General features: G+C 72.3%; 19 protein-coding genes and 3 pseudogenes. 6 read left to right on the top strand and 16 right to left on the bottom strand.

Translation table 11 applies throughout. The features are described 5' to 3' along the window. Positions 1-76 precede the first annotated feature (76 nt). Positions 77-3,505 (bottom strand): phosphodiester glycosidase family protein, encoded by a 3,429-nt coding sequence (locus ACWCQ6_RS16850; protein WP_451089829.1) that lies wholly within the window; start codon positions 3,503-3,505, stop codon positions 77-79. Between the two features lie 312 nt (positions 3,506-3,817). Here ACWCQ6_RS16850 and ACWCQ6_RS16845 point away from each other — a divergent pair, with 312 nt between their 5' ends. Continuing rightward, entirely contained in the window at positions 3,818-4,330 is a 513-nt protein-coding gene (locus ACWCQ6_RS16845; protein WP_451089827.1) for an NUDIX domain-containing protein, read from the top strand. A 192-nt stretch (positions 4,331-4,522) separates the two neighbouring features. Here ACWCQ6_RS16845 and ACWCQ6_RS16840 read toward each other — a convergent pair whose 3' ends face one another. From ACWCQ6_RS16840 to ACWCQ6_RS16820, 5 genes and pseudogenes are all read right to left on the bottom strand, one after another. After that, positions 4,523-4,726: a DUF6191 domain-containing protein gene (locus ACWCQ6_RS16840; protein ID WP_451089825.1), complete on the bottom strand. Its 204-nt coding sequence runs from the start codon at positions 4,724-4,726 to the stop codon at positions 4,523-4,525. Next, positions 4,723-5,937: a PP2C family protein-serine/threonine phosphatase gene (locus ACWCQ6_RS16835; protein WP_451089823.1), complete on the bottom strand. Its 1,215-nt coding sequence runs from the start codon at positions 5,935-5,937 to the stop codon at positions 4,723-4,725. The genes ACWCQ6_RS16840 and ACWCQ6_RS16835 overlap by 4 nt, the downstream gene beginning before the upstream one ends. 225 nt (positions 5,938-6,162) lie before the next feature. After that, positions 6,163-6,282: pseudogene (locus tag ACWCQ6_RS16830) on the bottom strand (GNAT family N-acetyltransferase); the annotation flags it as partial. Next, positions 6,254-6,416: pseudogene (locus ACWCQ6_RS16825) on the bottom strand (NADP-dependent oxidoreductase); the annotation flags it as partial. The pseudogenes ACWCQ6_RS16830 and ACWCQ6_RS16825, both read right to left, overlap by 29 nt. A gap of 159 nt (positions 6,417-6,575) precedes the next feature. After that, on the bottom strand, positions 6,576-7,319 hold the full coding sequence (locus ACWCQ6_RS16820) for a hypothetical protein (protein ID WP_451089821.1): 744 nt from the start codon (positions 7,317-7,319) through the stop codon (positions 6,576-6,578). Between the two features lie 151 nt (positions 7,320-7,470). On the opposite strand from ACWCQ6_RS16820, the gene ACWCQ6_RS16815 reads away from it, so the two are divergent. Both ACWCQ6_RS16815 and ACWCQ6_RS16810 read left to right on the top strand, forming a co-directional pair. Then, a complete protein-coding gene (locus tag ACWCQ6_RS16815) occupies positions 7,471-7,926 on the top strand; it encodes a hypothetical protein (RefSeq protein WP_451089819.1) in 456 nt (151 codons plus the stop codon). Positions 7,927-8,282: 356 nt separating this feature from the next. Beyond that, on the top strand, positions 8,283-9,236 hold the full coding sequence (locus tag ACWCQ6_RS16810; protein ID WP_451089817.1) for an RNA polymerase sigma factor SigF: 954 nt from the start codon (positions 8,283-8,285) through the stop codon (positions 9,234-9,236). Positions 9,237-9,292: 56 nt separating this feature from the next. On the opposite strand, the gene ACWCQ6_RS16805 is transcribed toward ACWCQ6_RS16810, so the two are convergent. Together ACWCQ6_RS16805 and ACWCQ6_RS16800 are read right to left on the bottom strand one after the other, a co-directional pair. Continuing rightward, complete coding sequence (locus tag ACWCQ6_RS16805) at positions 9,293-10,201, bottom strand: NAD(P)-dependent oxidoreductase (protein WP_451089815.1); 909 nt, start codon at positions 10,199-10,201, stop codon at positions 9,293-9,295. Between the two features lie 52 nt (positions 10,202-10,253). Then, positions 10,254-10,856, bottom strand: coding sequence for an adenosylcobinamide amidohydrolase (locus ACWCQ6_RS16800; RefSeq protein WP_451089813.1), 603 nt, complete (start codon positions 10,854-10,856; stop codon positions 10,254-10,256). A 414-nt stretch (positions 10,857-11,270) separates the two neighbouring features. Between ACWCQ6_RS16800 and ACWCQ6_RS16795 the strand changes: the two are divergent. Continuing rightward, a pseudogene (locus ACWCQ6_RS16795) lies at positions 11,271-12,317 on the top strand (PRC and DUF2382 domain-containing protein); the annotation flags it as partial. A gap of 135 nt (positions 12,318-12,452) precedes the next feature. Here ACWCQ6_RS16795 and ACWCQ6_RS16790 read toward each other — a convergent pair. The 4 genes from ACWCQ6_RS16790 to ACWCQ6_RS16775 form a co-directional block, all read right to left on the bottom strand. Then, the gene (locus tag ACWCQ6_RS16790) at positions 12,453-13,676 is read right to left on the bottom strand and encodes a beta-ketoacyl-[acyl-carrier-protein] synthase family protein (RefSeq protein ID WP_451089811.1); all 1,224 of its coding nucleotides are present in this window, start codon (positions 13,674-13,676) and stop codon (positions 12,453-12,455) included. Continuing rightward, positions 13,673-13,951, bottom strand: coding sequence for an acyl carrier protein (locus ACWCQ6_RS16785; protein WP_451089809.1), 279 nt, complete (start codon positions 13,949-13,951; stop codon positions 13,673-13,675). Before ACWCQ6_RS16785 ends, ACWCQ6_RS16790 begins: the two co-directional genes overlap by 4 nt. A gap of 259 nt (positions 13,952-14,210) precedes the next feature. After that, the gene (locus ACWCQ6_RS16780; RefSeq protein WP_451089807.1) at positions 14,211-16,064 is read right to left on the bottom strand and encodes an acyl-CoA dehydrogenase family protein; all 1,854 of its coding nucleotides are present in this window, start codon (positions 16,062-16,064) and stop codon (positions 14,211-14,213) included. A gap of 13 nt (positions 16,065-16,077) precedes the next feature. Then, positions 16,078-17,355 carry a beta-ketoacyl-[acyl-carrier-protein] synthase family protein gene (locus ACWCQ6_RS16775; RefSeq protein WP_451089805.1) on the bottom strand — a complete coding sequence of 426 codons (1,278 nt, stop codon included), beginning with the start codon at positions 17,353-17,355 and terminating at the stop codon, positions 16,078-16,080. Between the two features lie 197 nt (positions 17,356-17,552). On the opposite strand from ACWCQ6_RS16775, the gene ACWCQ6_RS16770 reads away from it, so the two are divergent. Continuing rightward, positions 17,553-18,845, top strand: a complete 1,293-nt coding sequence (locus tag ACWCQ6_RS16770; RefSeq protein WP_451089803.1) for a hypothetical protein — start codon at positions 17,553-17,555, stop codon at positions 18,843-18,845. 42 nt (positions 18,846-18,887) lie between these two features. Here ACWCQ6_RS16770 and ACWCQ6_RS16765 read toward each other — a convergent pair whose 3' ends face one another. Both ACWCQ6_RS16765 and ACWCQ6_RS16760 read right to left on the bottom strand, forming a co-directional pair. Then, the gene (locus ACWCQ6_RS16765) at positions 18,888-19,820 is read right to left on the bottom strand and encodes a carbohydrate kinase family protein (RefSeq protein WP_451089801.1); all 933 of its coding nucleotides are present in this window, start codon (positions 19,818-19,820) and stop codon (positions 18,888-18,890) included. Between the two features lie 318 nt (positions 19,821-20,138). After that, complete coding sequence (locus tag ACWCQ6_RS16760; RefSeq protein ID WP_451089799.1) at positions 20,139-21,080, bottom strand: LysR family transcriptional regulator; 942 nt, start codon at positions 21,078-21,080, stop codon at positions 20,139-20,141. Positions 21,081-21,160: 80 nt separating this feature from the next. Between ACWCQ6_RS16760 and ACWCQ6_RS16755 the strand changes: the two genes are divergently transcribed. Next, positions 21,161-22,405 carry an MFS transporter gene (locus tag ACWCQ6_RS16755; protein WP_451089797.1) on the top strand — a complete coding sequence of 415 codons (1,245 nt, stop codon included), beginning with the start codon at positions 21,161-21,163 and terminating at the stop codon, positions 22,403-22,405. Here ACWCQ6_RS16755 and ACWCQ6_RS16750 read toward each other — a convergent pair. Together ACWCQ6_RS16750 and ACWCQ6_RS16745 are read right to left on the bottom strand one after the other, a co-directional pair. After that, positions 22,395-22,712, bottom strand: coding sequence for a cupin (locus ACWCQ6_RS16750; protein WP_451089795.1), 318 nt, complete (start codon positions 22,710-22,712; stop codon positions 22,395-22,397). The genes ACWCQ6_RS16755 and ACWCQ6_RS16750 overlap by 11 nt on opposite strands. A gap of 103 nt (positions 22,713-22,815) precedes the next feature. Continuing rightward, positions 22,816-23,298 (bottom strand): N-acetyltransferase family protein, encoded by a 483-nt coding sequence (locus ACWCQ6_RS16745; protein WP_451089793.1) that lies wholly within the window; start codon positions 23,296-23,298, stop codon positions 22,816-22,818. Positions 23,299-23,344: the final 46 nt, after the last annotated feature.

The following is a 23,344-nucleotide window of genomic DNA, read 5'->3' as shown; positions in this document are numbered from 1 at the left end:
CCGCCCCGCACCGTTTCGTGGTGCGGGGCGGCCCCGATGCGTACCCGGCCGCCGTGGCCGGACCGGCTTTCGGCCCTCAGGCTGCCGGCGCGGACCCGGCCGCCCCGATCCTGATCCGGGCCTGCTGTGTCGTGCCGTTGACCGTCACGGCGAGGGTGATCGTGCCGGGCCGCAACGCGGTGAGGGTGCCGGTGGACGGGTCGAGCACCGCCGTGTCGCGGTGCCGGGCGCCGTCGCGGTCACCGATGTGGACGTTCGGGGAGCCGGTCCAGTCCGCGGCCAGCGGGAAGCCGACCGGGACGCTGCGGGTCCCCTGGGTGACGGTCGCGGTGACCTTCGTACGGCCTCCGGTGCCGAGCACCGCGGGCGCGTCGATCGTCAGCGCGTCCACATGCGCGCGGGTCTGCACGGAGACCCAGTCGGGTCCGCCCTGCCAGGGCCGTTGTCGTGCGGCGGCCTGTGTGCCGTCGGAGACGCGGTCGGCGCCGACCAGCGACCAGCCGGTGAAGCCTCCGTCGTCCGCGGGCCCGGCCGGTGCCTTGCCGGAGTTGCCGTTGATCAGATACGGCACTCCGTCGACGTGCGAGGCATGGAAGACACCCACGTGGCTGCCGATGAAGGCCGCGCCCTTGCCCGTCGTACGGCGGAATTCGGCGAGCCACTGTTCGACCAGGGCCGCCTCCTTGCGGTCCCCGAGCTGGCTGCCCTTCTGCACGGTCGGGTCGCGCGGAGGCACGTGCTCGATCAGCATGAGCGAGTCGACGTTCCGGTCCTTCGCCGCCGCGTCCAGCTGGGCGCGGAGCTGCTCGATCTGGGCGAAGCCGCCGCCGCGCAGGCTGAGGCTCGATGTGTCGAGGGTGACGAAGCGGGTGCCCTTGTGGTCGAACGTCCGCTGGGCGGGCCCGAATTCGGTGATGAAGTTGTCGATCCTGCCGCCCATCACCTCATGATTGCCCGGCACGTAGTACCAGGGCAGCGAGTCGCCGAGTTCCTCGGTGAGGATGCGGCGGGCGAAAGCCAGGTCCGCGGGCGATCCCTCGTCGACGAGGTCCCCGTTGATGACCAGGAAGTCCGGGGCCGCCGCCTTGATCTCGCGCAGGGTGCGCCGTGCCTGGGCGACGATCGTGCTGTCCGGGTCGCGGGCGACGAACTGGGCGTCGGACATCACCGCGAACCGCCAGTCCCTGCGCCCGGTAACGGCCGCCGGGTCGATCAGCGGGTCGGCGGGTTCTGCCTGTTCGGGCAGGTCGACGGTGGGCGGCACCTGGGCGGTGAGGTCGTCGATCACGATCTCACCCGTGTACTGCTTGGCCGCACCGGTCTCCGCGAGGTAGAAGCGGGACACCGAGAGCGGCATGGCGGCCCCGGGCGGCACCGCGAAGGTGACCTGCCGCCAGCCGTTCCAGGTGACGTACGGTCCGCGCAGCAGTTGGTCGGAGCCTGCCGCGTCCTTGAGGTGCAGGGTCGGCCAGGCACCCTGGCCGTCGCCCTTGATCCACAGCTTGAACGACTGGGGCTGGCCGGGCACGGCGACCGGCTGGGGCGGGGCGGCGTAGGCGGCGCGGGTGGCGGTGGACCGGGTGAAGTCGTAGCTGAGTTCCAGTCCGGTGCCGGTGTGACCGTCGGGGGTGGCCTCGAGCGATCCGTCCGCGCGGGCCTGGCTGAACTTCCAGGACCCGGCGTCATCGAAGGAGGAGACGGCCTGCTCGGTGAGGCCGACGCTGACGGCGAGAACGGTGCTGGTGCCCGCGACGGTCGCCTTGATCTGTCCGGCGCCGGAGCCGGTGCGCGAGGCGACGCTGAAGGAGCCCTGTCCGTCGTCGCGGATGTCGAAGAGGTTGTGGTCGTAGTCGAGTGCGATGTCCCGCGGCTCGACGGGGGCGCTGGTGCCGTGGGCGTCGAGCCCGACGATGCCGAAGGTGCCGGTGGCCCCGGCGTCGGCGAGGCCCACCCGCTCGGTGGTGGGCCGGATCCGGGCCAGCTTGTCGAGGACGGTCAGGGACGTGCTCCCGCGCGCCGTTCCGTGTTCGGCGCGTACCTCGGTGGTACCGCTGCGGTGTGCGGTGAAGAGCCCGTGGCCGTCGACGGTGCCGACGGAGCCCCGCGCGGTGTGCCAGCGCGGTGTGCCCTGCGCCGGGCCGTACGTCTCGTCGTATCCGGTCGCGGTGAGGCGTCGGGTGAGGCCGGGGAAGACCCGGTCGGGGTGGCCGCCCTTGACGGGGTCGACGCCCGGCGCGGAGCCGGCCGGCGTGCGGGGCTGGACCCAGTAGCCCTTCAGCCGTCCGCTGCCGTCGGGGGCGGTGAGCGCGAGGCCGTTGGGGACGGTGCGTTCGCTGCCGTCGGACGGGCTGTTCTCCACCCGGAGCGTGTCGCTGCCGGGTGCGCGGGCGACGAGGGTCGACGAGCCGCCGCCGTCCAGGTTGAGTGCGCTGTACGAGCCGGCGCGCTTCATCATCAGGGCGAGTTCGGTGAGGGTGACGCCGCCGCTGTCGGCCTGCCGTCCGTCGACGGTGAGGATCTGCATGGTCCGGCCGTCCTCGGAGAAGCCGACGGCGGTGCGGGGTGCGGCGGTGTTGTTGCCCTCGCCGTCGTGGTTCTGCGCCACTCCGTCGACGACGAGGAGTTCCCGGCCGCCGACGGCGGTGCGCGGCACGGCCCCGCCGTCGGTGCGGGCCCGGTAGGTCAGGGACACCGGGTCGCCGGGCTTCAGGGCGTCGAGTGCGGCGGCTCCGGCCTCACGGCCGACCAGGACGGTGGTGCCGTCGGGGACGGCCCCCGATCCGGGGGCGTGCGAGACGGAGACGACCTTGCCGTCCCGTACCACCGCTTCGGCGACCGGGGTCGCGTTGTCGACGGTCAGGGACCGGTCGGCGGTCCCCCAGGCCGAGGTGTACGCGCCCACTTGGCCGGCCGGCACGTTGGCCGCGTTGTACGCGGCGAGCGGCCGCTGCCCGGCGGGCAGGGTGAGTGTCCCCTCGAAGTACAGGTTCAGGATGCGGCCCGCGCTGTCCGGGCCGATGCCGACGGCGCGGTTGATCCCGGGGGCGGGCGACTGGACCGTGGCTCCGTCCTTGATGCCGATCCCCTCGGGCGCGCCGGTCTGGTTGATGTCGAAGAAGTCGCCGTTGATCGCGGCGACGGTGCGCCGGCCGCGGCCCGCGTCGTGTCCGGCGGCCAGTTCGGAGACGGTGTGCCGCCCGGAGACCTTGCCGGAGGAGAGGTAGTCGGCGCGTACGCCGCTGCCGGCGAGGTCGACCGAGAGGTTGTCGACCCGCAGCCACTTGTCGGACTCCAGCCGGTCGTACGAGCTGAGGCGGACGCCCGGGGCGATCGGGCGGGACGTACGCGCGGTCTCGATGCCGTCGCCGTCCACGACCGACCGGGGTGCCCCTGCCGCGTTGCTCGCCGGTGGCGGGGCGACCGGTCTGAGGATCTCGGCGGCGGTGCGGGGGCGTGGATCCTGGGTCGGATCGGCGAGTGCGGGCGAGATCGCGCCGATGGTCATGGCGGACACCGTCGCGAGCAGCACGAGCGGGCGCGCGATCGTCCGGTTTCCTCGCGCGGCCCTCCCACGCGGTGTGGTTGTCCTGCCGACTGTGCCAAGGCCCACAAGTCCTCCTGGGATTTTGATGGTTGCGCGGCCCGGTCCGGGCAACGGCGCTGTCGGCGGACAGCATGGCCGCGTGCGCAACCCGGCACCAGGGGGCGTCGGGAACCTCACGGCGAACAGGACGCGTCGGCTCGATGACGGCAATGATCAAACGGGCAGGGGTGTCGTCCGTGGCTGTGTGCCCGGCCGGAACGCAGACTTGACGGCATGCCATCTCAGCAGCGCGCCAGGCGCAGTGCGGGCCTTCTCCTGTTCCGACGGTTGAGCGAGGCCGGTTTCGAGGTACTCATCGGGCACATGGGCGGCCCGTTCTGGGCGGGTCGCGAGAGTGCGGCCTGGTCGATCCCCAAGGGGGAGTACGGCCCCGAGGAGGAGCCGGCGGCCGCCGCTCGCCGTGAGTTCACGGAGGAGTTCGGGAGTCCGGTGCCGGACGGCGAGTGGGTGGCGCTGGGCGAGGCGCGTCAGTCCGGCGGCAAGAGCGTGACCGTGTGGGCGCTGGAGGCGGATCTCGATGCCGCCTCGGCCGTCCCCGGGACGTTCACCATGGAATGGCCGAGGGGGTCTGGTGTGCTGCGGGAGTTCCCGGAGGTCGACCGGTTCGCCTGGTGCACGCCCCGGGAGGCGGCGGAGCGGCTCGTCACGGGACAGCGGGTCTTCCTCGAGCGGCTGCGGGAACACCTGGCGCAGGGGCGGGTGACGCCTGGTCAGGAGGGGTGCTGAGCGGACCGCAGGACGACCGGGCGGCAGGGATCAGCCGGTCGGTGGTGGGCATTCCCGCCCTGCGCCGCCTCGATGCTGCTGTGCAGATCGCTCGTCGCGTCGGGCGCGGCGGCGCCGGAGACGAAGGCAGGCGGCGAGAGGCGGCTGCGGCACGGCCGACGCGGGGCCGCGAGGCGCGCAAGGGAAAGCGCGCTACCGGCCGGCGCCACCGGGCAGGCGGATGACGGCGCCGCCGCCGTCGAGGTCGACGGTGGAGCGGTGGGGCGGCGCCCCGTCCTCCTCGTCGTCGCGCATCAGCAGGGCGCTCTGGCGCTCCTTGAGTTCGCTCTGCTTCCCCGGCGAGCTACGGGACGGCCACCGGCGCCCTGCGGCCGGCCGCCGAACACCTCGGCTCACCGACCGCTGAACGTCTCGGCCGCCCGGCGGGCGCCGCGGCCTGTGGCCATGGGCCGGTCGAGGCCGCCGGCCGTTGTCCGGCGCAGGGCGAGCGCGGCGATGTCGTCGCGCCGCACGCCTCCGGAGAAGGAGTCGAGATCGGCATTGAGCGCCTCCAGCACCTCGTACGGAGCCCGCTCCGCCCAGCGGCCCAGCCGGGCGTCCAGCGGGTAGAAGGCACCGGACGCGTCGCGCGCCTCGGTGACCCCGTCGGTACAGATCAGCAACGTGGCGCCCAGCGGAAAGTCCAGCCACTCGGCGGCCCGCGCCTCGCGGGCGAGTTCCGCCAGGCCCAGCGGGACGGAGGTGCGGCTCAGCGGCACGGCACCGGCCGCGCCGTCGTGCAGCAGCCGCGGCAGCAGATGGCCGCAGTTGACGGCCTCGACCCGGTCGCTCCCGTCGAAGCCGAGCACCAGGGCGGTGACGAAGCGTTCGGTCTCCCCGGTCTGGGCGGAGAAGACGTTGTGCCGGGCGACCGCGTCCTCCAGGGCGTCGACCACACCCGTCAGCACGGGCTCGCGGATGGCCGCCTCCCGGAACGCTCCGAGCACGGCGAAGCCCGCCCCGATCGCGGGGAGGCCCTTGCCCTGGACGTCGCCGATGATCACTCGGGTTCCGTAGGGCGACTGCACGACCTCGTAGATGTCGCCGCCGACCAGACGGTCCTCCTCGATCGGCGTATAGATGCCGTGGACGAGGATCTGGTCGGTCAGGATGGGCAGCGGGCGCAGGATCTGGCGCTGGAGCGCGCCGGCGGCCGAGCGCAGCCTGGCTATCTGCGTGGCGTGGCGGATCCGCAGCGCGCAGGCGCCGACACCCAGGCCGCAGGCCAGCGCGGTGACGATCACGCCGGTGATGATGTCCCAGGGCGTGCCGCCGTACGCCAGATGCGAGCCGACGACGACGAGCATGATCAGGGTGGACACGCCCATCGTCTGCCGGATCGTCCCGAAGACCGAGACGAGTGCGGGCACGACCACCAGCAGTGGTACGAGGCGCAGGTCCTGGCCGGTGTGGAGGTCCAGCAGGACGACCAGGGACGTGAGCAGGGCCAGTCCGCCGAACAGCGCGAGGTTCCCGACGCGTGGCGCGTGGACGGCCGCCTCCCCCGGGTCCGCCCCGGGGAGCGCCGCTCCACTTGTCGCAAGCCGGCGCTGAAGCCCGATCGCCACTGCCACTCCTCCCGGGACCTGCCGACCCGGTGCCGGCGTTCGGTTCCAGTGCACCCGCTCCAAGGGGGTGGCACACGAGGCTTACGGCCTCTCGGGCCGCGCCGAAGGTCCCGAGACGGGAGACGGCAGTGTCCTTCGGCCCACGATCGGTGGGCCGAAAGTCCCGAATCGCGGTTCAGCGCGCGGCTGCCGGGCGGGCCTCACGGTCGCCGCAGACGCCGCCGGGGCGGGCAGCCGCGTCGACAGCGGTTGCGGGACGAGCGCCGAGAGGAAGGGGGTCCGGCGGCGGAGCGCGAAGCCCAGCGACTCGTAGAGCCGGACGGCGTACGTGTTGGAGGCGGCGGCGCCAGTCGACCGGATTGACCCCGGCGGCCCGTACCGCGACGAGCAGCTCACCCGGGCCCGGCACCGGCACGTCCTGCTCGATGAGGCTCTCCGCCCGGTCCGCCGTTGCGGGTGAACACGTATGCCTTGGGCATGAGCTTCCCTCTCTCCTGTTCACGGCACCGGCGGCCGGCCAGGTCACCGATCGCCACAGCAGCTGGAAGGCCCTCGTCCGGGCACGTATTCCCCGGGGTCGGAGTGTTCACGGAACGCAATGAATCAGCGGACCGCGGTCAGCGCCTGAGCCTGTTCATTCAGTGCCTGAGGCTTCTCATCAGGTCACGCATGTCGCTGATCATCGCGGACCGGTACGGGGACAGATCGGATGTGTCCGGCCCGTCGCCGGTCGGGACCTCGCCCTCCCCGCTGTCGAACTGCGCGTAGGCGGCGAGGCTCAGCGAGAGGACGGCACCGCCCTCCCGCACCCGCAGCTCCGCGTTGCCGTCGTTCTGCGTCAGCAGGTACGCGCTGTCGCCGAGGTTCGGAACCTTCTCCACCTTCACTTCGGCGTCGATGCCGGAGTCGGTCACCCCGCGCATCGCCTCGAACTCGGCCGTAGGGTCGGACTTCTTGTGCAGTGCCACCGTGACGCCGACGGAGTATTCGGTGGACCAGCGGCTCCGGACCGGCTTCTTCGCGGCTGGTGGCCGGAGGGAGATTAAGCACTTCGCCCGGTCCAGGGCCGGGTCGTTCACCAGCGCCAGTTCGATCCCGGATGTCCTGTCCTTCGGTGCCGTCGCCGCGCCTATCGCCTTCAGCCGCACGGTCGGGCACGGGTCGCCGTCCAGCCGGTAGCCGTGCAGGTCCGGCACCGGCTCGCCGACGGGATACAGGCACAACGCGCCGGCCCACACGGCCGAAGCCAGTACGGCTCCGCCCAGCGCCCACAGCCACGGGCGGCGCTGCCGTGGCCCCGGGGGCCTCCGGTCGAAGCCGCCCACCACCTCGTCCGCCCCGACCGCACCGAACTCGTCCACCATCTCCGGCTCGGAAATCATCTGTGCCCCCTCGGCCATGCCCTGTGTCCATCACATGATGGCCCGCCCGGTGACAGGTGGACCGGCGAACCTGCGAAGATGTCGCGGCCCCGCTGATCGGCACCGCCGGGGCAGGTTTTCGGGTGACAACGGTGCACGGGCAGGGGGACACATGGGAGCGTCGGGCGCCGTGGTGAGGCGCGGGCTGCTGTTCGGCATCCGGGCCGGGGCGATTCCGGCCGGGATCTGTGCCGTGCTGTGGGCGGTGATCGCCCTGGCGGGGCTGTTCGGCGGGCCGGTGGGGAGTTCCTTCGACAAGCCCCTGGCGGGCGCCGTCGCCGTACTGGGTTCCCTCGCCGTGGGGGCGGGGCTGGGCCTGGTGACGGGTGTGGTGCTGGCACTCGTGCCCCCATGCGTGCTCGGCTCCGCTCTCCTGCGCGGGCTGACCTGTTTCGTGGTGGGGGCCACGCTGTCCGCGGGCGAGGTAGTGGTGATGGACGTGTCGTCCGAGGGCGGTTACGGAGAGATCTTCGTGGCCCTGCTGGCCATGCCGGTGGTGGGAGCCGTCACAGCGGCGCGCAGCCGGTCCATCGCGGCCGCCCGTCTCGGTCCGGCGGACCGCGTGTGAGGTGGTGAAGCGCGTATACCGTCCTCTGACGGAAGTTGGCGTCTTTCTCCCGAACGCGCTCCGCCACAGTCCGAGCACCGTCGATTTCGACTCAACTACCGCTGGATATGCGTCGGTCGGTCCCCATTGCCTGTCGGTTGTGGCAGTCTGTTGAGCAACCGCCCCACCGGGCTCCCCCGTACCGGTGGGGCGGTTCCGCTGTCCCGCGCCCGACCGCGGGGACCTGACGGGGGATCAGGGCGATTCCCGGCCACAGCTGCCGTGCGGCCTGATCAACTTCCGCTCTTCCGCATGGGATTCACCTTCGGGGGCAGGTGCATACACCTCATGGGCCACGACCAGGGGAGTGTGACGAGATGACGGCGCATACTGCGCGGACCGCCGGTACGCAGCGGGCGGAGAGTGTCCTCCCGATGCCAGTGGACGGGCCGGCCGACACCGGCGCGGACCCGGCGGCCGACGCCGTGCCCGCCGAGGTCGGAGAAACCGGCGGCCTGCCGTGGATCGAGGACGCGGGGAAGATCGCCCCAAGTGACGCGCGCGAACTGTCCAGGCTGTTCTTCCGCCGCCTCCAGACCCTGGAGGAGGGGACGCCCGCCCATCAGTACGCGCGGAACACCCTCATCGAGATGAACCTCTCCCTCGTGCGGTTCGCAGCCGGAAGGTTCCGCAACCGGGGCGGCGGCGACATGGAGGACATCGTCCAGGTCGGCACCATAGGGCTGATCAAGGCCATCGACCGGTTCGAGCTCTCCCGCGAGGTCGAGTTCACCTCGTTCGCCGTCCCGTACATCACCGGGGAGATCAAACGATTCTTCCGCGACACCACCTGGGCCGTGCATGTCCCGCGCCGGCTGCAGGAGTTGCGGGTCGACATCGCCAGGACCAAGGAGTCGCTCGTCACGGAACTCGACCGCGAGCCCACGGTCCCGGAGCTGGCCGAGCAGATGGGGCTGAGCGAGGACGAGGTCAACGAGGGCATCGTGGCGGCCAACGGGTATGCGGCGGGCTCGCTGGACATGCCGGCCGATCCGGCGGAGACGGGACGGCGGCACGCTTCCGGACGCACCTTCGCCGATGTCCTGGGCGGTCCGGACCCCGCCCTGGAGACGGTCGAGAATCTGCATGCGCTCGCGCCGCTGCTGGGCTGTCTCGACGCCCGCGAGCGCCGCATCATCGACATGCGTTTCGGCCAGGAGATGACACAGTCCCGGATCGGCGCGGAACTCGGCATCTCGCAGATGCATGTGTCGCGACTGATCAGCAGGATTCTGCGAAAGCTCCGCAGCGGAATGCTCGTCGAGGAGTGACCCCGGCCTCCCGGGGCCCTCGTCCGGACCATGACGGCCCGGCCCGCGGGGCGGGCTCAGTCGCCGTCCTTCTCCGGGGCGCGGCCCGCGTAGTAGGTGGCGATCATGTCCTCGTCGCCGTGTCCCTCGGCCTCGGCGCGCAAGAAGCGGTCGGCCGACGCCGCGACCAGGTCCAGCCGCACCCCCGAGGACCGTGCCGCGTCCAGGATGAGACGGGTGTCCTTGAGCGCATTGGACAGGGTGAAGCTCGGGGTGAGGTCGCCTGAGAGGACCGCGGCGGACTTGCCCTGCAGATAGGCGGAGTCCAGCGAGCCGCCCTTCATGGCGTCGAGGAAGGTCTGCGGGTCGACGCCCAGCCCTTCCGCGAGGTTGAGGCATTCCGCGATGTTGTTGACCATGGTGATCACCCAGGTGTTCACCACGAGCTTCAGCCGCGAGGCCGCTCCCGGGACCTCGCCGACCCAGACCGTGCGCTGCCCGATCGCGTCCAGCACGGGCTCGGCCTTCGCGCGGACGGCGGAGGGACCGGAGACGAATACGGTCAACGCACCTTGTTCCGCAGGCTGTTTGGTACCGGCGACCGGCGCGTCGAGATAGACGGGGCCCAGGTCCGCGGTGCGCTGCGCGAGGTCGGCGGTGGCTTCGGGCCCCACCGTCGAGCTCTGGAGCAGGACCTGACCGGCGTGCAGTCCCCCGGCCGCGGCGGCGAGCGCGGCGGCGACGGAGGGGCCGTCGTTCAGCATGGTGAGGACGACATCGGCACCGCGTACGGCCTCCTCCGCCGTCTCCGTGACCGTGGCGCCGTCGACGACGAGCGGAGCCGCCTTGGACTGCGTACGGTTCCAGGCGCGGACGTCGAGACCGGCTCTCAAGAGGCTCCGGGCCATTCCCGATCCCATGATTCCGGTGCCGAGAACGGCGACGACCGGCCGCTGCGGTGCGGCTTCGGCAGTCTTCGGTGTCATACGGGGCTCCCTTCATGGGCCGCGCCGGGTCGGCTCGCGGCACTGTGGCTCCTCAGGATTGCCGGAGCGCGCCTTCGAGGACGGCAGCGTGCACTGCCCTGGCGAGTCGCGCGCCCCAGCGGGAGCGCGGTCCCGCGAAGGGTTCGGCGGGGGCCGGTCCCGGAGAGGGCGCGGCGACGCAGACGGCGTCCGTGGGGGTGCCCGAGCAGTCGAGCCCGGCGTCCAGTAGCGCCTGGACTTTTGCCTCGGTGGCCGTGGCGACGGCGTTGACGAGTGCGGCGTCGGACAGCGGCACGGGGAGGGTGACGACGATGTTCACGGTGCCCGGACGCGGCGGCCCCGGTGTGCCCTGCGCCGGGGCGGCGGCCCAGCCGCGTACGCCGAGTCCGCAGGTGGCGGTCGCCGTCACGCCCTCGTCGGCCGCGATCGTGTACGCGGTGACGTCGGCGGCCGTCATCAGCCCTGCGCCGGGTCCGGTGAGGTGTTCGGCGGCGGCGATCTCGGCCAGGTGGCGGTCGGGGTCCAGGCGCGGATAGCCGCCGGGCACCTGAGCGTTGAGGATCCAGTCGCGCGGGCCGACGCCGCCGCCGAGCACCGCGCTGGAGCAGACCCGCCACCCCGGTCCGAGCCGCCACACCAGGTGGTGCAGTTCCACATCGTCCTCGTGCCGGGCCAGCAGTTCGCCGCGCTGTTCAGGCAGCCGGCTGCGTACGGAACGGATGGGGCACCCCCGGTGGCGCGGCAGGACGACGTTTCGGCACGTGGCCCGTCGATCATATGTGCCGGGGCGCAGCACTCCCGAGGGTGCTCCACCCCGGAGCGCAGCGCGTCCACTTCCCCGGTCAACGACGGCATGCGCAACCGGGAAGCCCCGGCGCACAACCTCCGCGCTTCACTCGAATGGCCCAAAGTCGGAACGGGCCGCACACCGCCGTGGCAGGCGGCCTCCGTCGGACCGCCGAGGTCCGGGAGGTTGCAGCGGCCATCCGGGTGAGGCGCGATGGAATGCGGACGCGCCTCCTCTGATGGCCTCAGCCACAGGACGCGCCCGGACGAGGAGGAATCGGTCATGGCAGCCGCTGACGGTTTCACGGATTCCGGAGAGCTCGACGGCCTGACGGTCTACGACACCGACGGCGAGAAGGTCGGGAGTGTGGGCCGGGTGTATGTCGACGACAACACCGGCCGACCGGACTGGATCACGGTGAAGACCGGACTGTTCGGCATGAAGGAGAGTTTCGTTCCGCTTGCCGGAGCCCGCCGCGTGGGATCCGATCTGCACATCTCGCACCCGAAGGACCGTGTCAAGGAAGCCCCCCGGGTGGACGCGGACGCGCATCTGTCCGTGGCGGAGGAGGAGGAGCTCTACAAGCACTACGGCCTCGCCGAGAACACCACGGCCGAGCCCGGCGGCCACGCGGACCCGGGAACCACGACGGGGTCCGGGACGGGCACCACGGCCAAGGGAGCGGCGGAGACCCCCGGAGCCACGGGCGCGGCCGAAACCGGACGCACCACCGGTTCCGACGAAGCGCCATGACCGGCACCACCGCCTCCGGTACGGGCACGGCCCGCACCGCCTCGTCCGGCACCGCCGGGGGCACCGGCATGGGGCGGGGCAGGCACCGCGACACCGGGGCGGCCGGCACCTCGCGGCCCCCTGGTGGGCGCCGGGGCGGGCTCCGAGCGGTCCTCCGCCGACCTGGGCGGCAAGGAGGAGATGATCCGTTCCGAGGAGCAGCTGCACGTCGGCACCGAGGAGTACGAGAGCGGAAGGGCGCGGCTGCGCAAGTACGTCGTCACCGAGAACGTCACCGGGACCGTGCTCGTGACGCACGAAGAGGTGCGCCTGATCCGTGAGCCGCTCCAGCCGGGCGAGAAGGCGGCGGAACGTGCCGCCATCCGCGAACGGGACGTCGAGGTCACCCTGCACGCGGAACGTCCGACCACGCGCAAGGAGACCGTGCCCGTCGAGCGGGTGCGGATGGAGACCAAGAGGGTGACGGAGCAGAAGGAAGTCTCCGCCGAACTCCGCAAGGAGCAGATCGACTACGCGGACGGCTCGGACACCGGCGGCAAGGACATGGGCGGCGAATTCGGCCGGGGACGCCACCGCTGCCCCCGTACCGCACACCGCGGCGAACGGCCGCACCCGGAGAACGGGGGGCGGACCCGCGCAGTGCCGGGGTCCGCCCGACCGTTTTCGCGGCCCCCGCCGCCGGGCCCTACGCCCACGCGGGACACCGGATGCCTACGGACGCTGAAGCGCGATCACGGCGTTGTGTCCGCCGAAGCCGAAGGAATGGCTGACGGCACGCCGGATGGGCTGCCGCCGCGGTTGCTTGGTGACGCAGTCGATGTCGAACTCGGGTGCCGGGGCGTCCAGGTTGGCAATCGGTGGGACGACTCCGCGCTGGAGCGTGAGGACGGTGAGTCCGGCCTCGATCGCTCCGGCCGCCCCCATGCAGTGCCCCAGTACGCCCTTGGGGGCGGTGACGGGCGGCCGGTGCGGGTAGACCCGGGCGATCAGGGCGGCCTCGGCAGCATCGTTGAGCGGGGTCGCCGTGCCGTGCGCGTTGACGTGCTCGACGTCCTCGGCCGCCCAGCCCGCGTCGCGCAACGCGGCCTCCACCGCCGCCTGGGCGACCGCGCCGGACGGGTGCGGGCTGATGGGGTGGTGGGCGTCGGTGGTGGCGCCGGTTCCGGCGATCAGTGCCCGTGGGGCCGCGCCCCGGGCCCGGGCGTCCGGTGTCCGTTCCAGCACCATGACGGCCGCGCCCTCGCCCATGACCAGACCGGCCCGGTCCGCCGCGAAGGGCCGGCAGAGCCCGGCCGGGTCGCCGTCCCTCCGGGCCCCGGCGCCGGACCGTGCGAACCCGGCCATGGCGACCGGGTAGACGATCGACTCGGTGGCCCCGGCGATCACGATGTCGCACTGCCCGGTGACCAGGAGGTCGCGGGCGACGGACAGCGCGGTGACGCCGGACGAGCACGCGGTGCACGGGGCCATGCTGGGTCCGGTGGCCCGCATCTGGATCGCGATCTCGGCGGCGGGCATGTTCGGAATGGTGAGCAGGATGCCCGAGGGCGAGGTGGCCCCGGCTCCGAGCCGGTCCATCACGACCGCCTGCTCGGTCAACGAGGCGGAGCCCCCGCTGCTGGTGCCGACGACCACCGCGACCCGGGCGCTCTCCCACCCGGCCGGGTCGAGGCCGGCGTCGGCGACCGCCTCCCGGGCGGCGAGCACGGCGAGCTTCACGTATTTCCCCATGCGGAAGGACGCACGGCCGCCGATCGCGGCGTCCAGGTCGATACCGTCGACCATGCACGCGAAGTCGATCGCGCATCCTTCGAGTTCGGTGACGGTACGGGCGGGTGACACGCCCGCGCACACACCCTCCCAGGTGGATTCGGTGTCGTTGCCGACCGGGGTGATCATGCCCAGGCCGGTGACGGCGACGGCCGGCTTGTTCATCGGGCGCCGCTCATCGCCGGCCCGCCACCCATGCGTGCCCCGCCGTCGGCCGCCGGGTCGATGAACCGTGTGATGTCGGCCAGCGTGGCGTTCTTGGGGATCTGGTCGAAGTCCCGGACAACGCCGGCCGTCTCCCTGATGAGGACGGCGAACTCGGCCACGGCGAGGGAGTCCATTTCCAGGCTGTCCATGGTGGAGCCCGGGTGGATCTCGGCAACGGGCACTTTGAAGGTGTGTGTCAGAACCTCGGTGATCTTGGGGTGAATCGTACTCATGTGCTTTCTCTCCATCATTCGGTCCGGCTGCCGGGCCGGCGGTGGCACCGTCCCGACGCCGAATCAACTGGGCGGAGTGCCTCCAGTTACGCCTTGTGCCGAACCGATTCGGCACCGTACTGCCCGCGCTCCCCGCACCACCGGTCCAGGACGGACGCCGTACCCCAACAAGCCAGCAGGACAAACCGGACACACAGGGCCCCGGCCGCCTCTCCGACCCGGTACCCCCGTACAGCAGTTCCCTCTCTCGTCATGGCTCTCACCGCTCGTCCGGAATCGTCGCGCGGCCCCCGTCCGTCTGCCAGGCGGCGCCCGGATCGTCGTAGGCGGTCGCGTAGTCGGCTCCGGCGATGGGCCAGTCGGCGAGCAGTTCCGGCGGCAGCGCGAAGGACTCGACGAGGCCGGGCAGATGGGCGGCGACCGTGGTGATGAGCTCTTCCACCCGGTCCGGCAGCCCGTTGACCTGATCGGCGGTCAGCAGGCCCGCTGCCAGCAGATCACCGCTGCTGCGGGCAATCCGGTCGAGTGCGAAGAGCCGCCGCAGCTCATCGAGCCGTTCGCGGGCGGGCCCCTCGGGCAGCGCCGCCACCGCTTCCGCGTACGCATCTGCCGCCTGCCACTGGGCATGGGCCTCGACGCCGCGCAGGGCGGGCCCGGAGGCCGCGTTCCACCGCGCCAGCGGGTCGCCGTGCGGTGCGAGGCCCATCCGCTCCCGGGCCCGGCCGAACCAGATCCGTTCCAGCTCCCCGAGCAGCCTGCCGAGGAACCCCGGATCGTCGAGGTCGCCGGGTCCGCCGCCGGGGGCAGGCCCGGCTCCGGCCGGTGCGGCGAAGAGCATCTCCGCGGCCGCCTTGGCGTGGATCGCCACGTTGTCGCCCTCGGCGGTGATGGCGCCCTCCACCCCGGTGAGGAGTTCGCTCATGCCGTTGTTCTCCAGGAGCGCCTGGGCGCCGCAGCGTTCACGGCATTCGACGATCACGGACCTGGCCTGCCAGGTGATCCATCCCTTGGCGACGGCGACCAGACGGTCCGCCTCCTCCGGCTGCCCGCCCCGCTCCCAGCGGTCCAGGGCCCTGCGGTGCAGCAGACTCATCGCGAAGACGGTGGCGGTGGCCGAGGCGAGCGGTCCGTGGTGGCTGCGGTGGGCGATCACCGGCACCGGCCGTGAGCCGCGGGGCCCCGAGATGTAACGGTGGCCGCCGTAGCGGACGGCGACGGCGAGGGTCGCCCGCGCGCAGCCGACCGCGCAGGCCGTCATCGAGATCTTGCCCGAGGTGACCCGACCGATCGACGCGAGGAAGCGGCGTCTGCGGTTGTCGATGGTGCTGCTGAACTCCCCGTCCGCGCCGATCCGTCCGTGGTCCCCGCCGAGCAGCGCGGCGCGGTCCACGAAGACCCGGTCGAAGGAGGTCAGACAGTGGTCGACCGGACTGCCGGTGCGGGTGGGGAGCCTGCGGATCCGTACGCCGGGCAGGGCCTGTTCGGCGTCGGTGAGCGGTACGAGAAAGAGGAAGACCCCGTGATCGGCGCCGTCGACGAGCAGGCGCGCGGCGACGAGTCCCGTCTTCGGGCCGCCGGCCGTACTGGTGTTGGGCATGAACTTCTGCGCACCGGCGTGCGGGGTACGGAGCACGAATCCGTCGCGCTCGCGGTCGTACTCGGCCGTGGTCTCGACGGCCGCGGCGTCGTTGCCGTGCGCCACCTCCGTACACAGGAAGGTGCCGATGCGCCGCAGCCGCAGGAAGTCCGACAGGTCGTGGTGACCGTCGTCCCCGTGGTCGAGCAGGCTGCCGAGGAAGAGGTTGTAGTGGATACCCGCCACCGTGGTGAGTGCCGGGTCCACCGGCCCGAGCCATTCGTGCAGGGCCGCCAGGGCCCGGTGGTCGGCGGCCAGCCGGGCGCCGCTGTCCAGGCAGTCGTTGAGGACGCGCAGCCGCTCGTACGCGAGGGCCAGACGTTCCTCGGCGGTGCGGTGCTCCGGGCGGCGGAAGGATTCCGTACTGATCAGCCGCTGCCAGAAGCCGTGCTCCCGACGGTGGTTGTCGCCGAGGAGCACACCGGTGAGGAGATCCGTGGACCGTTCGGCGGAGGGACTGTCGATCGTTGCGGTCATGAAAATATAACGATCAAGCAATGGTGAGGACACCGGGATTCGCGGGTGACGGACCAGCCGGTTCGACGCGCTCGAAGGCGAGCACGACGTTGTGTCCGCCGAAGCCGAAGGAGTGACTCAGCGCCCGCTCGACGTGCTGGATCCGTGGCTCCTTGACCACGCAGTCGAGGCCGAACCCGTCCGGCAGCGAGTCCAGGTTGGCGATCGGCGGGACGAGGCCGTGCTCCAGGGTCAGTACGGTGGCGGCCGCTTCGATCGCCCCGGACGCCGCGAGGGTGTGGCCGAGCACGCCCTTCGGGGCGGTCACCGAGGGCAGGTGGGGGAAGAGCCCGGAGATCAGCTCGGTCTCCATCGCATCGTTCAGCGAAGTCGACGTGCCGTGCGCGTTGATGTGGTCGACCTCGCGGGCCGCCCAGCCCGCCTCGCGCAGCGCGGCCTCGACGGCCTTGCGCGCACCGCCGCCGTCCGGGTCCGGGGCCGTGGGGTGGTGGGCATCGGTGGCGGAGCCCGTACCGGCCAGCAGGGCGCGCGGCCGTCCGCCCCGGGCGAGTGTGTCGGCCTTGCGTTCCAGTACGAGCACGGCGGCGCCCTCACCGATCACGAACCCGTCCCGGTCAGCGGCGAACGGCCGCGACGCCCCTGCGGGATCGCGGGTGCGCAGCGAGAGCGCACCCATTCCGGCGAAGGCGCTCACCACCAGCGGGGTCAGTACGGCCTCCGCACCGCCCGCCACCACCACGTCGCACCGGTCGTCCAGCAACAGGTCGCGGGCGACGGCGAGAGCCGTCGCCCCGGAGGCGCAGGCGGTCGCCGGGGCCAGGCTGGGGCCGTGCGCCCGCAGGGCGATGGCCACCTCCCCCGCGGCCGCGTTGGGCATCATCATCGGGACCAGGAGCGGTGACACCGCGTCCGCTCCCCCGTCGTCGAGCCTGCGTACGTTGTCGACGAGCACGGACACCCCGCCCACCCCGACGCCGAGCACCACCGCGACCCGGTCGCCGTCCCACCGCTCCGGTGAAAGACCGGCGTCCGCCACCGCCTGGCGGGCGGCGACCAGTGCCATCTTCACGAACCGCGCCATCCGCCACACCGAACGCCCGCCGACCGCCCCGTCCAGATCGATCCCGTCCACCGGGCAGCCGAAGTCGACCGGCAGCCCTGCCAGTTCCACGCAGCCGCGAGCCGTCGACACACCGGCGCACAGCCCCTCCCAGAAGGTGTGCTCGTCCGCGCCCGCCGGAGTCACCAGCCCCAGTCCTGTCACCACGACGTCCCTGTCGAGTCGCGCCATGTCCGCCCCCTCCTCCGTAATCGATCACGCCTACTGGTTGTCGAACGGCAGTAGCCCCGGGGAGGATGCGGTCAATGAGCCGAACGGGGCATCAGTGCACCGGCTGATCGAACGGGCACGCACGCCACGGTGACTGTGTTCACCCGTCCGCACCAGTCCACCGTGCCGTCGGCGGCGGCAGGCCGTCCCCTGGGGGGATGGAACCGGACCGCGATCAGCCGAGGCCCCCGAAGGAGAGCGCCGAACTGGAGGAGCTGCGCGCCAGGGTGGCCGTGCTGGAGGCCCGTGCCCCGGCCCGGCACCGGCCGCGGGCCCGTTCGTTCCTCGCCGTGCTGCTCGTCCTCGTCGCAGCCGTCCTCACTCCGCTGAGCATCGTGTCCGCCTGGGCGAAGAACCAGATCGGCGACACCGACAACTATGTGGCGATGATGGCGCCGCTGGCCTCCGACTCCGATGTGCAGGCCGCGGTTTCCGATCGGGTCACCGGTGCCGTCATGCAGCACCTGGACGTGAAGGCCCTGCTGGCCGATGTGTCCCCCGCCGACCGGCCGGTTCTCGACAAGGCCCTGTCGCAGCTGAACGCCCCGATCACCACAGGCATTTCGAACTTCGTGCACGGCACGGTGGAGAAGTTCGTCTCCAGCGACGCCTTCGCGACGGTCTGGACCGACCTCAACCGGGCCGCCCACTCCGCCGCTCTGAAGGCACTGTCCGGGAGCGGCGGCGGGGCGGTGAAGCTCACCGACGACACCGTCACCATCGACCTCGCACCGGTCATCGACCGGGTGAAGCAGCGGCTCGTCGACCGGGGGCTGGGGGTCGCGGCGGAGGTCCCCGAGATCCACACCGACTTCACGGTGCTGACCTCCGACTCGGTGGGCAAGGCCCAGAGGTGGTTCCGGGCACTCCAGATCATCGGGTTCTGGCTGCCGTTGGTCACGCTGGTGCTGGCCGCGGGCGGGGTGCTCCTGGCGCTGCGCCGCCGCCGTGCCCTGGTCACGACGGCGCTCGCGGTGGCGGCCGGTGCGGCGGTGCTGGGACTGGCCTTGTGGGTGGGCCGCGGCTTCTATCTCGACAGCCTGCCGTCCGGGGTTTCGCAGCCGGCGGCCGGTTCGGTCTTCGACGCCCTGGTCGGCCGGATGCGTGCCATGGTCCGGCTGGTCATCACCCTCGGCATCGTGGTGGCCCTCGCCGCGTGGCTCACCGGTGAGGGCCGTGCCGCCGGCCGTGTCATGGCGATGTGGAGCGGCGGCATCGGTGCCGTGCGGGACGCGGCCGGTTTCACCGGCGGCCCGGTCGGCCGGTGGGTGCACCGCGCCAGGCGCCCGCTGAACTGGACGGTGGTCGTGGTGGCCGCCGCGGTGCTGGTGGTGTGGGACCGGCCGACAGGCCTGGTCACCGTGTGGATCGCGTTGTGCGCGCTGTTCGTTCTCGCCGTCGTGGAGTTCCTGGACGACGACAGCAGCCCGCATCCGGTGGCGCCCTGGTGAGGAGGGGGCTCCCGGGCGCGGCCTCCTGCGGCCGGGGCGTGTTCAGCTCCGGGCGAGTGCCGCCGCCAGCTCCGCCGCGTCCGGCGGGTTGGCACCGGCCCGGGCGACGGTCACCGCGGCGCAGGCCGCCGCGTGGCGCAGGACGTCGGCCGTCCGGGCCCGGTCCAGGGAACGCAACCGCTCCCGGCCGTCCGCGCCGAGCAGACCGTGTGCGGCGAGGGCGTGCAGGGTGCCCGACATGAAGGCGTCGCCCGCCCCCACCGTGTCGACGACCTCGGTGGGCAGTGCGTCGACGGTCACCCGCCCGCCGGGCAGTACGGCCAGCGCGCCTTCGCCGCCCCGGGTGACGAGGACGACCGCCGGACCGGTGGCCAGCCACCGCTGGGCGACGCGTTCCGGCTCCTGGCCCGGGTACAGCCATTCCAGGTCCTCGTCGCTGGCCTTGACCACATCGCTGAGCGCGACGCACCGCTCGGCCTTGCGGACGGCGGAGGCGTGTTCCCCCATCAGCCCGGGCCGCACATTGGGGTCGTAGCTGACGGTCGCGGAGGTACGCAGCGACTCGACGGCGCCGAGGGCGGTGGCCTCCCCCGGTTCCATCACCGCCGCGATCGAACCGGTGTGGACGTGGTGCGGCGCCCGGTCCAGGGAGACCGGGCCGAGTGTCCAGGTGATCTCGAAGGTGTACGCGGCCCGGCCCGCCCCGTCCAGGGTGACGGCGGCGGACGGGGTGGGGGCCGTGGCGCCGTCCGTGCGGACCTCGACCCCGGCACCGGCGAGGTGGTCCCTGATCAGCCGGCCGTTGCCGTCGGGGCCGAGCTGGGTGAGCAGGGTGGCGCCGTGCCCGAGCCTGGCCAGGCCGTACGCGACGTTGGCCGGGCTGCCGCCGGGGTACACCTGGTCGGCCGCACCCGGCAGCCGGACGATGTCGGCGACGCATTCACCGATGACGAGCAGGTCGAGGCTGTCGAGCATGAGTCCGGGATCTCCTGCAGTGCGGTGACGGACGTGTCCTGGCCGGCCGCCGAACACATTGAGCCCGATCCTGCCGCGTGTGTGGCGGGTGTCGGTCACATCGACGACCGGCCGGCCGTCGAGGAATGCCCCGATCCGCCCGCCCCGGGCCCTGATCCGCAACGGAAGGTTCACCCCCGCGCGGTTCGGCAGGGGCGCCCCTGTCCGGCACGGAACGGGGTCGACTCGTGGTCCTGCTGCGGAAGATCGCCCTGGTGATACGCGCAGGGGCGGCCCGGAGGGTGTCGAGCCCGGTGGCGACCGGGGCGGGGGACGTCCTCAACCTCGCGTCGGCCGCCGCCTCTTCGGCCCTGCTGCGCCTGCTGCCGCATCCGGCGGTACCCCGGCGGCGGGATCGACACCGAGTCCCGTCAGGAACGCCGCAGCCGCCGGGGTGGGGCGGAAGCGGCTCCAGACCAGGCGCTCCGTGCGCGCGGGAGCGTCGCGGACGGGGAGCACGTGCACTCCGGTCAGTTCCGCTGCGAAGGCGGCCGGCAGCATGGCGATGCCGAGCCCGCTGCGTACCAGCCGGACGATGAAGTCGGTGCCGCTGACCTCGAACGCCACCTCGCGGGTGAGGCCCATCGCCGCGAACGCCTCCTCCGACTGGGCCCGGGCCGCGGTGCCGTCGGGATGGTCGACGAACATCTCCCGCGCCAGCCGCTCGAGACCCACCTCCGTCTGCCCGGCCAGGGCGTGGGTGGGCGCCACGACGGCGACGAGTTCTCCCGTGCCGAGCTCGTGATCGCTCACGCCCTTCGGCCGGTAGCTGGGCAGCACCCCCAGGAACGCCACGTCGAGCGTCCCGTCCCGCACCTCCTGGACCAGGTCCTTGCTCGCCCCGTCCCGCAGCACGATGTGCACCTTCGGATAGCGCAGGTGGAACGCCCGCAGAGCCGCCGGGATGTCGACCGCGGCAATGGTCGGGACGGCTCCCACAGCGAGGCGGCCGCGGACCTCCCCCGCCGTCGCGGCGACCTCGGAGCGGGCCCGCTCCGCCGCGTCCAGCGCCTGCCGGGCCTCCGGCAGGAACACCTCGCCCGCCGCGGTGAGCCGCACCTGACGGCTGGTGCGGTCGAAGAGCCGGGCTCCCAGCTCCTTCTCCAGCCGGGCGATCTGGTGGCTCAGCGCCGACTGCACGACCAGGCAGCGCTTCGCGGCGCGCGTGAAGCTGCCCAGTTCCGCCACCGCCACGACGTACCGCATCTGCTGAAGTTCCATGCTTCCATCGTGAACCACGATCGATGCAATGAAAAACATGTGTTGGACTCATGGACGGTCGATCGCGGACGCTGAGACACATGGCTCACACCACTCACGGAACCCGCGGCCGGGCCGTGCCCCGCGCGATGTCCCAACAGCCCGCACTCGGACGCGGTCTGGTCCTGCTGATGGCTCTCGCCGCCGCCCTCTCCTGCGCCGGGAACTACTTCGCGCAGCCGCTCCTCGACATCATCGAGGTGAATCTGGGCATCGGTGTCACCGCGGCGGGGCTGATCGTGACCGCCGCCCAGGCCGGGTACGCGCTGGGGCTGATCCTGCTCGTTCCGCTCGGTGACATCATGGACCGGCGGCGGCTCGCCGTGGGCCTGTTCGCGCTCACCGCCTTCTTCCTCCTGGTCACGGCCGCCGCCCCCAACGGCCCGCTGCTGATAGCGGGCACGCTCCTGACCGCGCTGACCTCCGTCGGGGCCCAGGTAGTGGTGCCGTTCGCGGCGGCTCTCGCGGCTCCGGCCGAGCGCGGCAGGATCGTCGGTGTCGTGATGTCGGGCGTACTGCTCGGCGGGCTGTTCGGACGGCTGGCCGCGGGCGCGCTGTCCGAGCTCGGCGGCTGGCGGACCGTGTACTGGGTGAACGCACTGCTCATGGCCGTCATGGCGGTACTTCTGCACAACCGGCTCCCCCGCCTGCCACGGCCGCACGGCACGGCCTCGATGTCGTACACCGGTTTGCTGCGCTCCACGCTGGCCCTGCTGCGGCAGGAGCCGCTGTTGCGGCGGCGGGCGGCCATCGGCGCGTTCTCCATGGCCTCGTACAGCGTGCAGCTGACCGCGCTGACCTTCCTGCTGACCCGGCCGCCCTTCCAGTGGAACGCGGCCGCCATCGGGCTCTTCGGCCTGGTGGGCGTCATCGGTGTGGTGGGCATGAACATCGCGGCCCGGCTGAGCGACCGCGGCCGGGTGCAGGCGGTATCGGGGACTGCGGCGGCGCTCCTCACGCTCGCCTGGCTGCCGCTGCTGGCCGGTGAGTCGTCGCTGACGTGGCTGACGGTCGGCGTGATCCTGCTGAACATCGCCCAGCAGGCCGGTCTCAACAGCAGCCAGAACGTGATCTACACACTCCGCCCGGAGGCCCGCAACCGGATCAACTCCGCGTTCATGACTCTCTTCTTCCTGGGCGGGGCGGCCGGGGCCGCGCTCGCTTCGGTGGTCTGGTCCCGGGCGGGCTGGAGCGGCATCTGCCTCCTGGGCGGCGCGCTCGCCGCGGGCAGCTTTGTGCTGTGGGTCCTGGAGCGCACCCGGACGGCCTCTGCCCTCAGTCGTTGACGGCGGTCAGCAGCACCACGGCGTCCTCCAGTGCCAGCAGCCCGTGCCGCTCCTGCGGGATCGGCTGGAGCCCTCCGGTGCTCAGCTCCACATCGCCCGAGGCCGCCGTGAGCCGGACCCTGCCGCGGAGCACCTGGAGGGAGGCCGCGGCGGGGGCATTGTGCTCGTCGAGGGCGGAACCCGAGGTCAGGGCGATGACGGTCTGCCTCAGGGGTTCCTCGTGCAGCAGGCGGTGGGCGCTGCGGCCGTGTGCGGAGGCTCGGGCGGCGGCCAGATGCTCGTCGGCGAGGGCATTCAGATCGTCCATGTGCCCACTGTGCCGCAGCGCCCGGCCGTCCGCGATCCTGACGGCCGCGGTGTCCCGCGGGAGCGTACGGTGCCCGCGCCGTGCACGGAGGCGGAGGACCGGGTCAGCCGTTCGCCGTCCACCGGTATCTGACGTCCGGTTCCTTCTCCTCGTTGCGGCTGCCGTCGTCGAACCCGATCGCGGTGAAGCCGTGCCGCTCGTAGAAGGCCCGGGCGTCCGTGTTGCGCTGGAAGACGTACAGCGTGAGCTCCTCGGCCGCGCGTTCACGCACATCGGCCAGGAGCAGTGTGCCGATGCCCCGGCGCCGTACGTCGGGGCGCAGATAGAGGTGTTCCAGTTCGGTTCCGTCCAGGGAGGCGAAGCCCAGCAGTTCCCCGGTGCCGGTCTCGGCGATCCGCACCGTCGTTCCGGGCAGGACCACATGCGTCATCCAGGCGAGGGTGTCCTCGTCGCTGTGCACCTTCGGCAGGTACGGCATGGTCTCGGCGCGCGAGGCGAGGAAGAGCCGGGTCAGCGGGCCGGCGTCCGCGGCGGTGGCGCCGCGCAGCAGTATCCGGCCGTCCGGCGCGGAATCGTTCGGTGCCATCTCGTCCCTCCTGGTCCGGCCCGAAACCCGCCGCCTCGCACGGTCC

It is taken from the genome of Streptomyces sp. NPDC001880, from assembly GCF_053594575.1.
Note: the sequence above shows the minus strand (reverse complement) of the source record. Positions and strands in the feature narration are given on the sequence as shown.

Excerpts from the sequence above, each read along its gene's own strand:
- ACWCQ6_RS16845 (WP_451089827.1), top strand. The coding sequence starts at position 3,818 with ATGCCATCTCAGCAGCGCGCCAGGCGCAGTGCGGGCCTTCTCCTGTTC.
- ACWCQ6_RS16810 (WP_451089817.1), top strand. The coding sequence starts at position 8,283 with ATGACGGCGCATACTGCGCGGACCGCCGGTACGCAGCGGGCGGAGAGT.
- ACWCQ6_RS16820 (WP_451089821.1), bottom strand. The coding sequence starts at position 7,319 with ATGATTTCCGAGCCGGAGATGGTGGACGAGTTCGGTGCGGTCGGGGCG.
- ACWCQ6_RS16775 (WP_451089805.1), bottom strand. The coding sequence starts at position 17,355 with ATGGCGCGACTCGACAGGGACGTCGTGGTGACAGGACTGGGGCTGGTG.
- ACWCQ6_RS16760 (WP_451089799.1), bottom strand. The coding sequence starts at position 21,080 with ATGGAACTTCAGCAGATGCGGTACGTCGTGGCGGTGGCGGAACTGGGC.
- ACWCQ6_RS16780 (WP_451089807.1), bottom strand. The coding sequence starts at position 16,064 with ATGACCGCAACGATCGACAGTCCCTCCGCCGAACGGTCCACGGATCTC.
- ACWCQ6_RS16790 (WP_451089811.1), bottom strand. The coding sequence starts at position 13,676 with ATGAACAAGCCGGCCGTCGCCGTCACCGGCCTGGGCATGATCACCCCG.
- ACWCQ6_RS16750 (WP_451089795.1), bottom strand. The coding sequence starts at position 22,712 with ATGGACGATCTGAATGCCCTCGCCGACGAGCATCTGGCCGCCGCCCGA.
- ACWCQ6_RS16765 (WP_451089801.1), bottom strand. The coding sequence starts at position 19,820 with ATGCTCGACAGCCTCGACCTGCTCGTCATCGGTGAATGCGTCGCCGAC.
- ACWCQ6_RS16850 (WP_451089829.1), bottom strand. The coding sequence starts at position 3,505 with ATGACCATCGGCGCGATCTCGCCCGCACTCGCCGATCCGACCCAGGAT.
- ACWCQ6_RS16805 (WP_451089815.1), bottom strand. The coding sequence starts at position 10,201 with ATGACACCGAAGACTGCCGAAGCCGCACCGCAGCGGCCGGTCGTCGCC.
- ACWCQ6_RS16815 (WP_451089819.1), top strand. The coding sequence starts at position 7,471 with ATGGGAGCGTCGGGCGCCGTGGTGAGGCGCGGGCTGCTGTTCGGCATC.
- ACWCQ6_RS16745 (WP_451089793.1), bottom strand. The coding sequence starts at position 23,298 with ATGGCACCGAACGATTCCGCGCCGGACGGCCGGATACTGCTGCGCGGC.
- ACWCQ6_RS16755 (WP_451089797.1), top strand. The coding sequence starts at position 21,161 with ATGGCTCACACCACTCACGGAACCCGCGGCCGGGCCGTGCCCCGCGCG.
- ACWCQ6_RS16785 (WP_451089809.1), bottom strand. The coding sequence starts at position 13,951 with ATGAGTACGATTCACCCCAAGATCACCGAGGTTCTGACACACACCTTC.
- ACWCQ6_RS16770 (WP_451089803.1), top strand. The coding sequence starts at position 17,553 with ATGGAACCGGACCGCGATCAGCCGAGGCCCCCGAAGGAGAGCGCCGAA.